Annotated in this window: 13 protein-coding genes, 1 other RNA gene and 1 pseudogene; 4 read left to right on the top strand and 11 right to left on the bottom strand. The window is 66.6% G+C overall.

Annotated features, from left to right (window positions below; genetic code table 11):
* Position 1 precedes the first annotated feature (1 nt).
* Complete coding sequence (locus ACCQ01_RS01740; protein ID WP_012439495.1) at positions 2-691, bottom strand: ABC transporter ATP-binding protein; 690 nt, start codon at positions 689-691, stop codon at positions 2-4.
* Between the two features lie 339 nt (positions 692-1,030).
* On the opposite strand from ACCQ01_RS01740, the gene ACCQ01_RS01745 reads away from it, so the two are divergent.
* Positions 1,031-1,105, top strand: a non-coding RNA gene (locus tag ACCQ01_RS01745) — sX9 sRNA.
* Between the two features lie 30 nt (positions 1,106-1,135).
* On the opposite strand, the gene ACCQ01_RS01750 is transcribed toward ACCQ01_RS01745, so the two are convergent.
* Complete coding sequence (locus tag ACCQ01_RS01750; protein ID WP_228433152.1) at positions 1,136-2,374, bottom strand: efflux RND transporter periplasmic adaptor subunit; 1,239 nt, start codon at positions 2,372-2,374, stop codon at positions 1,136-1,138.
* Positions 2,375-2,767: 393 nt separating this feature from the next.
* Here ACCQ01_RS01750 and ACCQ01_RS01755 point away from each other — a divergent pair, with 393 nt between their 5' ends.
* The 3 genes from ACCQ01_RS01755 (at position 2,768) to ACCQ01_RS01765 (ending at position 5,615) form a co-directional block, all read left to right on the top strand.
* Positions 2,768-3,955, top strand: coding sequence for a sensor histidine kinase (locus ACCQ01_RS01755; protein ID WP_161960967.1), 1,188 nt, complete (start codon positions 2,768-2,770; stop codon positions 3,953-3,955).
* An 88-nt stretch (positions 3,956-4,043) separates the two neighbouring features.
* Positions 4,044-4,646: a response regulator transcription factor gene (locus ACCQ01_RS01760; protein ID WP_014506244.1), complete on the top strand. Its 603-nt coding sequence runs from the start codon at positions 4,044-4,046 to the stop codon at positions 4,644-4,646.
* 180 nt (positions 4,647-4,826) lie between these two features.
* Positions 4,827-5,615, top strand: a complete 789-nt coding sequence (locus tag ACCQ01_RS01765; RefSeq protein ID WP_228433151.1) for a ThuA domain-containing protein — start codon at positions 4,827-4,829, stop codon at positions 5,613-5,615.
* A gap of 285 nt (positions 5,616-5,900) precedes the next feature.
* On the opposite strand, the gene ACCQ01_RS01770 is transcribed toward ACCQ01_RS01765, so the two are convergent.
* The 9 genes and pseudogenes from ACCQ01_RS01770 to ACCQ01_RS01810 form a co-directional block, all read right to left on the bottom strand.
* Positions 5,901-6,443 (bottom strand): cytochrome b, encoded by a 543-nt coding sequence (locus ACCQ01_RS01770; protein ID WP_011038981.1) that lies wholly within the window; start codon positions 6,441-6,443, stop codon positions 5,901-5,903.
* A complete protein-coding gene (locus ACCQ01_RS01775) occupies positions 6,440-7,531 on the bottom strand; it encodes a catalase family peroxidase (protein ID WP_228433150.1) in 1,092 nt (363 codons plus the stop codon). The genes ACCQ01_RS01770 and ACCQ01_RS01775 overlap by 4 nt, the downstream gene beginning before the upstream one ends.
* A gap of 242 nt (positions 7,532-7,773) precedes the next feature.
* Entirely contained in the window at positions 7,774-9,144 is a 1,371-nt protein-coding gene (locus tag ACCQ01_RS01780) for a leucyl aminopeptidase family protein (RefSeq protein WP_011038979.1), read from the bottom strand.
* A 60-nt stretch (positions 9,145-9,204) separates the two neighbouring features.
* Positions 9,205-9,936 carry an HAD family hydrolase gene (locus ACCQ01_RS01785; protein WP_115577826.1) on the bottom strand — a complete coding sequence of 244 codons (732 nt, stop codon included), beginning with the start codon at positions 9,934-9,936 and terminating at the stop codon, positions 9,205-9,207.
* A gap of 100 nt (positions 9,937-10,036) precedes the next feature.
* On the bottom strand, positions 10,037-11,143 hold the full coding sequence (locus ACCQ01_RS01790; protein ID WP_011038977.1) for an AI-2E family transporter: 1,107 nt from the start codon (positions 11,141-11,143) through the stop codon (positions 10,037-10,039).
* Between the two features lie 192 nt (positions 11,144-11,335).
* Positions 11,336-11,713, bottom strand: a pseudogene (locus tag ACCQ01_RS01795) (hypothetical protein); the annotation flags it as partial.
* A complete protein-coding gene (locus ACCQ01_RS01800) occupies positions 11,710-12,213 on the bottom strand; it encodes a phage holin family protein (RefSeq protein WP_228433149.1) in 504 nt (167 codons plus the stop codon). The gene ACCQ01_RS01800 and the pseudogene ACCQ01_RS01795, both read right to left, overlap by 4 nt.
* Positions 12,214-12,216: 3 nt before the next feature.
* Entirely contained in the window at positions 12,217-12,579 is a 363-nt protein-coding gene (locus ACCQ01_RS01805) for a hypothetical protein (RefSeq protein ID WP_011038974.1), read from the bottom strand.
* Positions 12,580-12,694: 115 nt separating this feature from the next.
* A complete protein-coding gene (locus tag ACCQ01_RS01810; RefSeq protein WP_228433148.1) occupies positions 12,695-14,131 on the bottom strand; it encodes a Do family serine endopeptidase in 1,437 nt (478 codons plus the stop codon).
* Positions 14,132-14,272 lie beyond the last annotated feature (141 nt).

A 14,272-nucleotide genomic window follows, 5' to 3' on the forward strand; every position in this document is an offset into this window, starting at 1 on the left:
TTTACGGCGCGAGTGGCGCGTCGGCCAGCTCACCCTTGTCCAGGTGGATGGTGTGGGTGGCGTATTCGGCGGCCTTCGGGTCGTGGGTGACCATGACGATGGTCTTGCCGTGTTCGCGGTTGAGTTCCTGCAGCAGGCGCAGGATTTCTTCGGCGTTGTGGCGGTCCAGATCGCCGGTGGGTTCGTCGCAGATCAGGAAGGTGGGGTCGGACACGATCGCGCGTGCAATCGCCACGCGCTGCTGTTGGCCGCCGGACAATTCGCTGGGCTTGTGATTGCGACGTTCCTGCAGGCCGACCAGGGTCAGGGCGATTTCCGCATTGCGCTTGCGCTGGGCGGCGTTGAGCGAGGTGAGCAGCAACGGCAACTCCACGTTCTTCTGCGCGGTGAGCATCGGCATCAGGTTGTAGAACTGGAACACGAAGCCGACGTGGTGGCTGCGCCAGGTGGCGAGCTGGCCGCCACTCATGCGGTCGATGCGCTCGCCTTCGATCTCGATCTCGCCGCCGCTGGGTGTGTCCAGCCCGCCGATCAGGTTGAGCAGGGTGGTCTTGCCGGAGCCGGAGGGCCCCATCATGGCGACGAAATCGCCGCGGGCAATTTCCATGTCGATGCCGTGCAGCACCTGCACTTTTTCCGGGCCGCGTTGGTAGGTCTTGGTGATGTTGCGCAGGGTGACAAGGGCGGTCATGACGGTTCCTGACGGGGCAATGGCGGGAATGGAACGGCAAGGCAAAGCGACAACGCATGGCAGGACGACGGTGCGGTACGGCGGCTACGGGCTAGGGACAACTGGTGCTACACACGGCGGCCGCGATGCAGCGCCACAACGGCAAACACGGCGCACAGCGCGATCCAGCAATTCAACAGCGAGCACGACACAGCAAGACACACAGCACACGACGTTCGGCAGCTGCTGATTTCGACAAACGCCGCAGCGCCGCGCTGCAGCCAGGTTGCGTCTGCTTAGAGCAGCTATCAAAACGACTGCGCAGCCGCCAGGCGGGCGCGGCCGGTGCTCGGAATCGGCATGTACCCCCGTACACTCCGGTTCCTCCGCGCCGTCCGCACCCACCTGACGGCTGCTCGCTACGTTTTGTTAGCCGCTCTTAGTGCAAAGGCGCCATCGCGTGCGTCACTCGCTCTCGGCGGCCGCCTCGGCCACCGTGTCGCCATCTTTCAACTGCGCCGGCGGCTGCAACACCACGCTGTCGCCGGCGGCAAGCCCCTTGCTGACCTGCCTGTCCTCGCCCAGGGTGATGCCGGTGGTAACGGTGTGCGCCTGCACGCGGTTTTCCGCATCGACCACGAAGGCAACCGTGGCGCCATCGCGCTCCACCAGCGCGGCGGCGGGCACGCGTACGCCTTGCGGCGTGGCCGCTTCCTGCGGTTTGGCCGGTTCCAGAAAGCTCACCCGCACGCCCATTTCCGGCACGATGCGCGGGTCCTTGACCTTCAATGCCACGCGCACCTTCACCGTGGCCTTGCCGCGATCGGCGGTGGGGATGATGGCAATCACCTCGCCGGGAATCTTCCACTCCGGGTAGGCATTGAGCACCGCTTCGACCGGCATCTTCGGCTGCACGCGGCCGATGTAGGACTCGCCCACTTCCACCTCGATTTCCAGCGATTCCATGTCGACGATGGTGCCGATACCGGTGCGCGTGAAGCCGCCGCCGGCCGACAGCGGCGAGACGATTTCGCCCGGCTGCGCGGCCTTGGCGGTGACTACACCCGCGAACGGCGCGCGCACCACGTTGAAGTCCGAGCGGATCGCCGAGATCGCCAGTTGATTGGAGGCTACCTGCACATTGCGCTGCGCATTCTGCAGCTGCGCACGCAGGGCATCGCGCTGCGCGGTGGCCTGTTCGTACTGCGAGCGCGAGACCAGTTGTGCTCCCACCAGCGATTGCAGACGCGAGGCATCGGCATTGGCCACTGCCAGCTGCGCCTGCATGTTGTCCACCTGGCTGCGTGCGGCCGACAGTTGCGAGGCGGACAAGGTGCGTTGCGCATCGGCGTCCAGCGGGTCGAGCGTGGCCATCACCTGGCCTTCTTCCACGCGCATACCTTCTTCGATCATCACCTCGCGCACCTTGCCGGTGACCTGCGCCGACACGGTGGCCATGCGCCGTGCCACCACGTAACCGGAAGCATCCAGCACCGAGGCGCTGCTGCTGCCGGTGCTGATCGCCACCACCGGTGCGGTCTGCACTTCGATGACCTGGCGCCGGTTGAACCACCACAACGCGGCGGCAACGATGACGACGAGCACGATGGCCAGGCCGATCCACAGCCCACGCCGGGACGGAGCCGGTGGCGGGGTCTGGCGGTCGATACGGAGTTGCTTGAGCAGATCGGCGGAAGTGTTCATCGTTGACCGTGACGGGGTGCTGCGCGAAATGTGACCGGCCGGGCGCCGTGCCGCAAGCTGCCGGAAGTCACCAGCAATACGAAGGCGACCAACGGGGTGGGTGCCGCGCAGCATGCAACCGCCCCATCGCGACCGCCAGTGACAGCTGTCACCCGCCGCACATGACAGCGGCAACTGGGCGCGGCGGTGGCAGTACGCGATGCTGGGTGCATGTCAGGCTGTCGCGTTCGCCAGGCATGCTGTGGCAGCGCTGCGCCCGTCGCATCGTAGGTGCACGCACTGGCGCGCGCGACAAGCGGGCCGTGCCTTACAGACCGGCTGCGTGCTCAACTGTTTCAATCCACTGCGCGCACTGCGGTGGCAGACTCCAGCTTCCTCACCGGACTCATCCAGATGCGCTTTCCGCTTCCTGCCTGGTTACGCCCCGCCGCCAATTCGCAGGTCAGCGCACGCCTCGCGCAAGGGCAGTCGCCCTGGATGGATTGCGTGCACCTGCTGTGGTCGTCCTGGATCTTTGTGGTGCCGGTGTTTTCTTCGCGTGGCTACGATGCCACCTGGCTGCTGTGCACGCTGCTCTCGTATCCGGTGTTCCTGCTGCTGTACGCGCGCATGCTGCTTGCCCCGCGCGGCCAGTTGTATCGCTACGCCTGGGCCATGGGCGTGCTCAGCGCGGCCTTGCTGCCGGTGTATTCCTCCGGCATCAGCTACTTCGTATTTGCTTGCCTGAGCCTGCGCCCCTCCACCCGGCACGCACTATGGCGGCACTTCGGCATGCTGGTGCTGATGAACCTGCTCTACCTGGGCTGGGCGCGCTGGCTGGGCCTGGGCTGGCAATCGCTGGTGTGGTTGCCGGTCTCGGTGCTGGGCATGGCGGCGGTTGGCGCGGTGTACAGCGTCAACGAGCGCAAGGACATGCTGCTGCGGCTGTCGCAGGATGAAGTGCGGCGGCTGGCCGCCACTGCCGAGCGCGAGCGCATTGGCCGCGATCTGCACGATCTGCTCGGGCACACCTTGTCGCTGGTGGCACTCAAGTCGGATCTGGCCGCGCGCCTGATCGAGCGTGATCCGCAGGCGGCGCGCAGCGAGATCGATGCGGTGGCGCAGATCTCGCGTGATGCGCTGGCGCAGGTGCGGCGCGCGGTCACCGGCATCCGTGCGGCCGGGCTGGTGGCCGAACTGGCCTCGGCGCGGGTGTTGCTGGACCTGGACGGCATCGTGCTGGAGCAGCACCTGGAAACGCTGGCCTTGCCACCCGAACACGAGACCGCGCTCGCCCTGGTCGTACGCGAGGCCGCGACCAATGTGCAGCGCCATGCGCAGGCCAAACGCGTGCGGGTCCGCCTGCAGGCACAGGACGCGCACGCGGTGCTGGAAATCACCGACGACGGGCGCGGTGGCGTGATCGTGCCCGGCAACGGCCTGGACGGCATGCGTACGCGCCTGCAAGGCCTGGGCGGTGCACTGGATGTGGAAGCGCTGCCGCGTGGCATGCGCTTGCGTGCCAGCGTGCCGCTGCCGCGCCCCACGCCGGCGCCGGCCACTCCGCCGCTGCCGGTGCCGCTGATGCCACAGTCGCGCTGACGGCGCATCGGTCGATGCGCGTGTCGCATACACGCCAGGCGCGCGGCTGCTATCGTGCGCAGCCGTTGCATGCATGCGAGCGCGACCGATGATCCGTGTCCTGTTGGCCGAAGACCAAGCCTTGCTGCGCGGTGCGCTAGTGGCCTTGCTCGGCCTGGAAGACGACATCACGGTGGTCGGCAGCGCCGCCGATGGCGAAAGCGCCTGGCGCGAGCTGCAACGCCTGCAGCCGGACGTGCTGGTCACCGACATCGAGATGCCGGCGCTCACCGGCCTGGAGCTGGCGCAGCGCATCCAGCGGCAGGCGTTGCCGGTGCGCGTGATCATCGTGACCACCTTTGCGCGCCCCGGATTCTTGCGCCGCGCCCTGGATGCCGGCGTGGCCGGCTACCTGCTCAAGGATGCGCCGGCCGAACAACTGGTGAGCGCCTTGCGCACGGTGCAGCGCGGCGGGCGCGTGATCGACCCGCAACTTGCAATGGACGCCTGGGTGGAAGCCGACCCCTTGAGCGAACGCGAGCGCACCGTATTGCGGCTGGCCGGCGAAGGCCGCTCGGCCAGCGAGATCGCACAACAGCTGCAGTTATCGCACGGCACCGTGCGCAATTACCTGTCCGAATGCATCGGCAAATTGGGTGTGGCCAATCGCATCGAAGCGTATCGCCTGGCGCGGCAAAAAGGCTGGTTGTGAGCCAATGATGCGCTGATACGCGTGCATGCATGCGCGATGTTTGGCCGTTGTACGCGCGATGTAATGCGGTGACATCCACAGTGCAGGACACGCATGGACACCTATTCCAAAATGCAGGGAAAGGCATGCCATGCGTGCGCAGGTACACTCGTTGATGGGTGATCAACGCGAGCGCATTGCATGAAACATCTGTGGTTGTTGGGTCTGCTATTGGCCTGCGCATTCAACGCATCTGCCGAGCAATTCAAGATTCTGGTGGCAGCCATCCCCAACCAGTATCACCACGACTACATTCCCGTCGCCAAGCCGCAGTTCGAAGCGATTGCGCGCAAGCATTACGTCGAACTGGTGTGGGCCTGGAATGCCAAGGCCTTCGATGGCGATCTGTCGCAGTACGCGGCGATCGTGTTGCTCAACACACCGGCCACCGATCTGGATCCCACCCAGCGCGCCAACTTTCAGAAGTACGTGCGTAACGGCGGCGGTGTGGTTGCAGTGCACAAGGCGTTTGCGATCAAGCGCGGCGACTGGGAGTGGTACGACCATCTGATCGGGCGGTCGTTCCGCACCCATCCCTACATGCAGACGGCGATGGTGGATGTGGTGGACGCCAATTTCCCGGCCACGGCCGGCTTGCCCGCGCGCTGGGTGTGGACCGATGAGTGGTACGAATACGACCCGCCTTACAGCGATGATTTAGTGACGCTGATGACGGTGGACGAATCCAGCTACGACCCCACGCTGATCTGGCCGGGCCAGGTCGCCAAGGGCATGGGCAAGCAGCACCCGGTGGCGTGGTACCACCACTTCGAAGGCGGCCGCGTCTTCGCCACGGCATTGGGCCATCTGGCCGAGGCCTACAACGACCCACGCTATCTGGAGCATCTGTACGGCGGGATTTACTGGGCCGCGACCGGCAAGGGCATCGACGCATCTGCGCCAGAGGCCAAGACAAAACGCCAGCGCTAGCCCCTCTCCCGTCGGGAGAGGGGTTGGGAGGGGGTGCGCGGCAAAGCCACTCCAGACGGCGGCGAACCCGATGCTTCGCCCATACCCTCATCCGCCCCTGCGGAGCACCTTCTCCCGAGGGGAGAAGGGAGACCAAAGCCTCTCTCCCGTCGGGAGAGGGGTGAGGGTACAACAGGGCAAAACCACTCCAGACGGCGGCGAACCCGATGCTTCGCACGTACCCGCATCCGCCCCTGCTGCGGAGCATCTTCTCCCGGCGGGAGAAGGGAGCCCACCCCCCATCCATCAACGCGCGGAGCGCTCCCCGCGCGCCATGCTGGAAAACACGCCATCGCGGCGCACCCAGGCATGGAACAGCGCCGCACTCAGATGCCCCAGCACGGTGGCGAACAACAGATACGCCAGCCAGCCATGCGCACTGCGCAGCCAGGCGTAGAGCGCCGGGTCATGCGGCGCGATTGGCGGCAATTGCGCGCCCGGCCACAACACGATCGGATACGCGCCGGCCGACAGCATTGCCCAACCGATCAGCGGCATGCCCAGCATCAAGGCGTACAACAGCCAGTGCGAGGCGATGGCTGCCGCCTTCTGCCAGGCCGGCAGATCGGAGGGCAGCGGCGGCGGGCGGTTGCGCAGGCGGTTGATCAACCGCAGCACGGCGAGAATCAAAATGGCGATGCCCAGCGGGCGATGCAGGTCGATCAACCACGGCCGCTGCGTCACCGAGGCCACCATGCCCACGCCGACGAACAGCATGGTCAGGATCATCGCGGCCATCAGCCAATGCAGCACGCGTGCGGGCAGATTGAAGTGGGTGCGGCTGCTCATGGGTGGGCTCCCTGGCCGGTGGCGGCGCTGCCTTTGCCGTTGGCGATCTCGCGCTCGCGGCGATTGAACGATTGCGAATACACCGACGAGCGCGCCGCCAGGATCGGGTCGTTGGAGGCGGCAATGCCCTTGGGCAGGATCAGCGGGTCGTAGTTGAGATCGCGGCATGGGCCGCTGGCCTGCGGCTGCGCATGGTCGAGCGACAACGTGCCGGCCACGATCTGGCGGCGGTTCGCCGGCCATGGCTGGGAGGGATCATCCACCGGGTCGCCGGGCTCGGCGACGGTCAGCACCATGTCCCAGCGCAACGGCCCCTGCGCCAGGCGCGCATCCAGATCGGTGGCCAGAAAATCGCCATCGGCCTGTGCGCGTTGTTCCGCACTCAAGCCCTTGAACGGCGTGTGCGGGCGCATCGACCAGCGGATGTAGCGCTCGCGGCCATCGGCGGCCACCGCGCGGAAGGCGTTGACGCCGTTGTACTGGGTATTGGCCCAGCTGTCCGACCACGGCGCGGTCTTGGCCCACTGCTGGAATTTTGCCGCCTCCGGGTACTGTTTGCCGAACGCCGCCAGCTTGGCCGGATCGGGTTTGCCGGTGGCCGGATCGGGCTTGGAGGCGACGTTGAGCGCCTGAAACCCGGCCGGTGTGGCCACCACGAAAAACGGAAAGCTGTTCATGGCGGTGCGCCATTCCTGCCCGTCATCGCTGCGCAGTTGCAGCGCCATGCTGCGCACGCGGGCCGCACCGTCGGCGCCGTGCGGGTCACCGCCGCCAATCGACATGCGCCCCAGCACCGGCGTGCTGGGCTGGCTGAAGATGCGTGCCGACGACAGCCAGGTGGCCTTGCCGCTGGACTGGAACTGCCCGCTCACGCACACGCCCTTGGTATGCGCGCGCCGGAAGCCCGGATGCGGCGGCCCGCTGGATTCGATGGTGTCGGTCATGCGTGCGGCGGTCAGCCGGTCGCCGCCAATCCAGCCGGCGGTCCAGGCGAATGCGATGGCGATGCCGCCGGCAATCGCTGCGATACCCAGCAAGGGCACCACAGGGCTGCGTGCGCGGTGTGGCGAGGGAGGTGGCAACGACATGGCTGGCTCCGGGTGATGCGAGAGGTGATGTAGCGGTCGCCCGGGTTGGCCGCGCGGTCGTCGCGGCAGAGGACGCCTGCGCCGCATCATCCGCAGGGCGCTGCTTGTAGCGTGTGATGTTGGCAACGCGCGGGCAAGTGCCGGTGCGACCGGCGCTCGCAATGCGTGCGCCTGCAGTGCGTCCCGCACGTCTCAGCGCGGTATCCGACGATGCCGGGCGCGCGCTGCGCCGGCCGTGTGCCTCAGCCGCCGTAGCGCTGCTGCAGCATCGCGAAGGCCGAGCGCAACGCCAGTGCCTCGCCGCCGGCGGGGCGGCCGGGGCGGTCGCTGTCGTTCCAGGCGTAGACGTCCAGATGCGCCCACGCCAGGCCCGGGGCGATAAAGCGTTCCAGATACAGTGCCGCGGTCACCGCGCCGGCCATGCGCGAGCCGGCGTTGGCCATGTCGGCGACATGGCTGTTGAGATACCGCAGGTACGGGCGCCACAAGGGCATGCGCCAGACCGGGTCGCGGGTGCGTTCGCCAGCGCCCAACCAGGCCTGCGCCACTGCTTCGTCGTTGGCGAACAGCGCCGGCAGGTCCGGGCCCAGCGCAATGCGCGCCGCGCCGGTGAGCGTGGCGAAATCCAGGATCAGGTCCGGGCGCTGCTCGCTGGCGTAGCTGAGCGCATCGCACAGCACCAGGCGGCCTTCGGCATCGGTGTTGTCCACTTCCACGCTCACGCCGGCGCGGGTGATGATCACTTCGCCAGGACGGAATGCATCCGGGCCCACGGCGTTTTCCACCGCCGGAATCAGCAACGTCAGCTGCACCGGCAGCTGCTGCGCCATCACCAGCCCGGCCAGCGCCAGTGCATGCGCGGCGCCGCCCATGTCTTTTTTCATGTTGCGCATGCCGTCGGCCGGTTTCAGGTCCAGCCCGCCGGTGTCGAAGCACACGCCCTTGCCGACCAGCATCAGGTGCGGGTGTTCCGGCTTGCCCCAGCGCAGCACGATCAACCGCGGCGCCCGGTGCGAGGCACGGCCCACCGCATGGATGGTGGGGAAGTTCTGCGTCAGCAACTGCTCGCCGACAATCGCCTCGACCTGTGCGCCGTGCGTCTGCGCCAACGCGCGTGCGGCGTCTTCCAGATGCTGCGGGCCCATGTCTTCGGTGGGTGTATTGACCCAGTCGCGCACCTGCAGGCAGGCCTCGATCAGCGCGCGGGTATGCGCAGACGGCGCGGCGGCCAGTTCGGCCGGCGCACGCGGCACCTTGCGGTAGCGTGCAAAACGGTAGGCCCCCAGGCCCCAGCCCAGCTGCAGCAGCGCCTGTTCGGCTTCGTTCAACGGCGTGGCCAGCATCCAGCGGCTGGCCGGCGGCAGCGCCATCGGTGCATGCGCATACGCATACGCGTCGGCGCGGTCACCAATGCCCAGCACCGCACCGGCCAGGCCCTGCTCACCGGGCAGCAGCAGCACGCTGCCGGGTGCGGCGTCGAAGCGTTGCGCCTGCGCCCATGCCAGCACCTGGGTGGGCTGGTCGGCACACCAGCTGGCAAACCCTTCGCGGTCGAGGACATGCAGCGGCAACGCCGCCGCGCTGGGGTCGGTGAAACCGGTGAGGTGCGACATGGGAATCCTCGAATGCGGCGCGGCATGCCGCGCAAAAGCTGCGGAAAGAAGGCGCCGGATTTAGCCGGGCACGCACACGCCAGCGTGCGCCGCCGGTGTGTGGTGCACGTCCAGCCAATCGGCCAGGCCGAGCAGGCTGTCGAACTCCAGGTCCGGCTGCTGGGTGGGGTGCGACCACTGCGCCTGCTCGCGGTTGATCCAGCACGCGCGCAGGCCGGCATCGAGCGCGCCCAGCACATCCATGCGCACATGGTCGCCCACATGCAGCACCTGCGCGGGCGGCACCTGCAGGCGCGCGCACGCGGCCAGGAAGATGCTCGGGTCGGGTTTTGCGCTGCCGTGTTCGCGCGAGCCAAGCTGGAAGGCGAAATGGTGCATCAGGCCGATGCGTTCCAGATCGGCATTTCCGTTGCTGAGCGCAGCCACCGGCACGTGCGCGGCGATGCGCGCCAATGCATCGAGCGCATCCGGATAGCATTCCACCTGATTGCGCGCGGCATAGAACACTTCATAGGCCGGTTCCAGCAGCGCCAGATCGCCGCCGCTGTCGCGCAAGGCCATCTCCAGTGTGAGCCTGCGCAGCGCGCTCAGGTCGTGATGCAGGTGCGGGTTGTCGGCAAAGCTGCGCTCACGCAACTCGCGCATCGCCTCCACCGGGAACCGCGCTGCGGTGACCGGGCTGTGCTCGCACATCCAGTCGTACAACACCTGATCGATGCGCGCACCGATCGGAGCGAAGGGCCACAACGTGTCGTCGAGGTCGATGGTGATGGCGCTGATTTGGAAACTCATCGCGAGATTGTAATGCCGGGAATGGGGAGTCGGGAATCGAGAATGGGTAGAGCGCAGCCACTGCTCTTGCGATTCCCGATTCCCAACTCCCGATTCCCGGCTACTCCAACAACCGCGCCCAGCGCTGCATGCCTTCCACCCGGCTGAGCACCATCTTGATGCACACCAGCAGTGGCACCGCCAGCAGCAGGCCGACCATGCCCCAGAGCCAGCCAAACAGCATCAACGCCAGGATCAACATCAGTGGCGAGATCGCCATGCGCCGGCCCAGCACGATCGGGGTGACCACCTGGCCTTCGATGGTATGCAGCGCTAGATACAGAATGGCCGGCAGCAGCGAAGACAACGTGGTGCGGAATTCCACAAAGCCCATCAGCAACATCAGCATCACGCCGATCAGCGGGCCCACGTATGGCGCGAAGTTCAGCAGCGCCACCACGGTGCCCCACAGCAGGGCTTCGGGCAGCGGAATCTTGAGTACGTACAAGATGCCGGCAAACACCAGGCCCACCAGCATATTGATCACGCTGATGGTGAGCACGTAGCGCGAGACCTCGCGCTCGATGTCCAGCATGATTTCGGTGGTGAAGCGTTGCTGCTGACGATTGGGCAGCAAGGCGATCGCATGCCGTTGCAGGCTCTCGCCATACACCATGAAGAAGAACGTCAGCAGCACCACTGCCAGCACCGAGGCGGCGAGCTTGGGTGTGCGGGTCAGTGATTTGTACGGGTCATCCAGCTGCGTGCGCACGATCTGGATGCCGCGTGCGCCTTCACCGCCAGCGGCGCGGGCAAAATTTTCCGCCGCCTGATTGGCCTGCTGCACCGGCTTGGTGAAGTCGCGCACATCGCGGGCGATCTGGCGCATCTGCCGCGGTGCCTGCTGCACCCACTCGGCCGCCGGGCCCGCCAATTGCGCAGCCAGTGCCACGGTGCCGGCCAGGCCCAGGCACAGGATCATCAAGGCGCCGAGAAAGCGCGGGATGTACAGCTTGCGCAGACCGCGCAGGATGGGGTTGCCGATCAGCGCGAAAAACGCCGCCAGCATCACCGGCAGGATGATCGTTTGCGCGGCCCAGAGCGTGTAGCCCACTGCCAGCGTGGCCAACACCACCAACGAGGCGGGTGCACGCGGGCGTGGCGCCGGTGGTGGCGGAAGCGAGTCTGCCGGTTCGGCGGCATCCAGTGAGTCAACGGGGAAGTTCATGCGCGCCCTGGCAGCAGCCGGCGAGGTGCCGGCGGTGGGCCATTATCAGCAGAACGTGTCAACGCCGCGCACAGAACTGTGCGCGGGAATTCAGTGCTCGGAGAGCTCGGTAGCGGCCTCGGCCGCGCGCGGTGAGCCACGCGGGTAGGTCGCCTGGGCTGGCGCCACAGTGGCCGTGGCCAGCGTGCGTTCGTCCACCGGCACCGGGCCCATGGCGGCACCTGCGCTGTTGTCGGCGGCAACTTCTTCGGCGTTGTCGGCAGCGCGCTCGGCCTGCTCGGAGGCTTCCTGCGCGCGGTGCGCGGTAAACAGCGCCGAGATGGTGCTGATCATCTGCAGGATCTTGGGAATACCGCCCAACTTGCCGGCAATGCTGCCCAGTGCGGCCTGCGGTTCGTTGCGGCCGACGACAAAGCCCAGCCCGAAACCGGCGACCAGAATCCGCACAGGTGACCAGCCACTGGTCCATGCCTGACGCAGCTCCGCCCAATGCTGGCGGGTTTCGTCACTGCGGCCTTCGACCAGCAGTTCGGCGCGTTCAACGCGATGACGCATGGCGCCGAATTTCATGGGCGGCCTCCGGTTGTGGACGATGGCGTTGCCGGCGAGGCCGGGCCGGTGTCATCGTCGTTGCCGTCATCGAAGATGCCCAGGCGCACCAGTTGTCGGCGCGTGGCATTCATGCCGGTGTGATCGAAGTAGAAGAACACCCGCCATGCGGCGAGGCCGGTGACCAGCAGGCTGGCCAGCGCGGTGAAGAACATTGCCTGGAACCACGACAACCCTGCACGTTGCAGCAGCGCAATGATGGCACCGGCCAGCAGCAACCAGGACGAGGCGCCAAACACCACCGCCACACATGCCCAGGCCAAGCCGCGGCCAAAGGCGCTGCGTGCCAGTTGCAGGTCGGCCGACACCAGCCGGCGCAAGGCACGGCTGGTGTCTCTGGCCGATCCCAGCGTCGCCCGGCCGGCAGCACCGACCTGACGTACGCTTTCGTCCAATCCTGGCGTTTCCGGACGTGCGTCGTGCGCGTCCGGGCCGCCAGCAGTAGAGGCCTGATCGCTCACGACTTAGTTGTCGTTGCTACGGGCCAGCTTGGCGATGATCCAGCCAGCAGCAAATGCCACACCAAAGGCGGCCAGCGGACGCTCGCGGATCAGATCGGTGGCGCTGTCGAGCAGATCGTTACCCTTGCTGACCAGCACGTCCATCTGTTCCTTGGCAGCGGCGCCACCGAACTCGGCAGCGGCCATGCCCGCAAGCGCGGTGTCGGACAGTTCGGCCTTGACGTTGGCACGGCCCAGCTTGAGCTCATCGCCCGCGGCGCTGGTGGCACCCTTGACCGCTTCACCTGCTGCGCTGGCGGCGGACTTCAGATGGGTGCCGGCTTCGCTCAGGTTGTCCTTCAGCTGTTCGGTATTGGTGGGGCTCATGCGATATCTCCTACGGTCGTTGAGGGCAGCCGCGAAAGCGTGCGGTCGTGCGGTAGCAATAGCATCGGCAGGGTGTAGGGGGTGTTAGGGCAGGCGCTCGTCAGTGCACGCCGGATCAACGCATGAGCGCGTCGTACTGGGCGTTTCCGCGCAGGATGCGTAGTACCAGCTGTTGCGGCTTGCGCTGGAAATTGGCCCGCCAGCTGGCCAGGTCGGCGAACTCGCCCACGCTGCTGGCCAAGATCACATCGCCGCTCACCAGCCCGTTGGCAGCCGCGCGCCCGCCGCGTTTGACCTCGCTCACCATGACCCCGGTGACACCGGACTGGCGCAGCGATTCGGGCAGATCCACGAAGGTGGCGCCGCCCAGGCGCGGGTCGAGCATGTCGCCGGTGACTGCGCGGTCCTGTTCCTTCAAGGTGGCCTTGAGCTTGAGCGGCTTGCCGTCGCGGCGGATGTCCAGCGTGACCGCACTGCCTACCGCCTGCAGGCCTTCGTAGTTGTGCAGCGCCTGCGCGCTGTCCACGCGTTGATCGTTGGCTGCCACGATCACATCACCGGGTTGCACGCCGGCCGCTGCCGCCGCCGAACCCGGCAGCACGCGCGTCACTAGCGCGCCGCGCAGCGAATCCACGCCCAGGCCCTGCAGCATCTGCTGGGTGAGGTTCTGGGTTTCCAGGCCAAGCGTGCCGCGCACCACCACGCCCTTGGTCACCAATTGCTCGACCACATTGCGCGCCAGGTTGGACGGGATCGCCAGGCCCAGGCCGATGTTGCCGGCCATGCTGCCTTGCGGGTTGAAGCTGGCGGTATTGATGCCGACCAACTGGCCCTGCAGATTGACCAGCGCACCGCCGGAATTGCCGGGGTTGATCGACGCATCGGTCTGGATGAAGTTCTGGTAGCCCAGCCCACGGATGCCGCTGCGGCCCACCGCCGACACGATGCCCGAAGTGACCGTCTGGGTGAAGCCGAATGGGTTGCCGATCGCCACCACAAAGTCGCCGACGCGCAATGCATTGCTGTCGGCCAGTTTGATGTCGGTGAGGTTGTCGGCCTTGATGCGGATCAGCGCGATGTCGGTATCGGCATCGGAGCCAATGAAATCGGCCTTGACCGTGCGCCCGTCACCGAGCGTCACCTGTACGTCGTCGGCGTTTTCGATGACGTGATGGTTGGTCAGCACATAGCCTTTTTGCGCATCGATGATCACGCCCGAGCCCAGCGACTCGTTGATGCGGTCTTGCGGAATTTCCGGAAACAGCCGGCGCAGGATTGGATCATTGAAGAACGGGTTGCGTACGCGCACCACCTGCTTGGTGTTGACGCTCACCACCGCCGGCATGGCCTGCTGCAGCATCGGTGCCAGTGAGGGCACCGGCTGCCCGGCGACCGCCGCCGGCAACGTGGCGGCGGTAGGCAGCGTAAACGCCGCACCCGCGGTGGGCGCGGCTTCGGCGCGGTTGTCCAGCCAGGCATTGATGCCGCTGGCAGCGAAACCGCCGAACGCGGCGGCCAGCGAAAGGGACAGCAGGGTGGGCAGCGGTCGCATGCAACGGATTCCGGTTACGCGGTGGAAGAGGAATAGGGCGTCTGACTGCGTAAATCAAGCTGAACGAAGATGCCAGCGCGCGATTTAACCGCTGGTGAAAGTCGCGCGCAGGCCTTGTGGGCACTGCGTTGACAGCCGCTT

The sequence above is a fragment of the Xanthomonas sp. NCPPB 4037 genome, assembly GCF_041475695.2.
GTDB lineage: Bacteria > Pseudomonadota > Gammaproteobacteria > Xanthomonadales > Xanthomonadaceae > Xanthomonas > Xanthomonas campestris.

What these genes read in the sequence shown, in the direction of transcription:
- ACCQ01_RS01740 (WP_012439495.1), bottom strand. Translation starts at nt 691, where the DNA reads ATGACCGCCCTTGTCACCCTGCGCAACATCACCAAGACCTACCAACGC.
- ACCQ01_RS01750 (WP_228433152.1), bottom strand. Translation starts at nt 2,374, where the DNA reads ATGAACACTTCCGCCGATCTGCTCAAGCAACTCCGTATCGACCGCCAG.
- ACCQ01_RS01755 (WP_161960967.1), top strand. Translation starts at nt 2,768, where the DNA reads ATGCGCTTTCCGCTTCCTGCCTGGTTACGCCCCGCCGCCAATTCGCAG.
- ACCQ01_RS01760 (WP_014506244.1), top strand. Translation starts at nt 4,044, where the DNA reads ATGATCCGTGTCCTGTTGGCCGAAGACCAAGCCTTGCTGCGCGGTGCG.
- ACCQ01_RS01765 (WP_228433151.1), top strand. Translation starts at nt 4,827, where the DNA reads ATGAAACATCTGTGGTTGTTGGGTCTGCTATTGGCCTGCGCATTCAAC.
- ACCQ01_RS01770 (WP_011038981.1), bottom strand. Translation starts at nt 6,443, where the DNA reads ATGAGCAGCCGCACCCACTTCAATCTGCCCGCACGCGTGCTGCATTGG.
- ACCQ01_RS01775 (WP_228433150.1), bottom strand. Translation starts at nt 7,531, where the DNA reads ATGTCGTTGCCACCTCCCTCGCCACACCGCGCACGCAGCCCTGTGGTG.
- ACCQ01_RS01780 (WP_011038979.1), bottom strand. Translation starts at nt 9,144, where the DNA reads ATGTCGCACCTCACCGGTTTCACCGACCCCAGCGCGGCGGCGTTGCCG.
- ACCQ01_RS01785 (WP_115577826.1), bottom strand. Translation starts at nt 9,936, where the DNA reads ATGAGTTTCCAAATCAGCGCCATCACCATCGACCTCGACGACACGTTG.
- ACCQ01_RS01790 (WP_011038977.1), bottom strand. Translation starts at nt 11,143, where the DNA reads ATGAACTTCCCCGTTGACTCACTGGATGCCGCCGAACCGGCAGACTCG.
- ACCQ01_RS01805 (WP_011038974.1), bottom strand. Translation starts at nt 12,579, where the DNA reads ATGAGCCCCACCAATACCGAACAGCTGAAGGACAACCTGAGCGAAGCC.
- ACCQ01_RS01810 (WP_228433148.1), bottom strand. Translation starts at nt 14,131, where the DNA reads ATGCGACCGCTGCCCACCCTGCTGTCCCTTTCGCTGGCCGCCGCGTTC.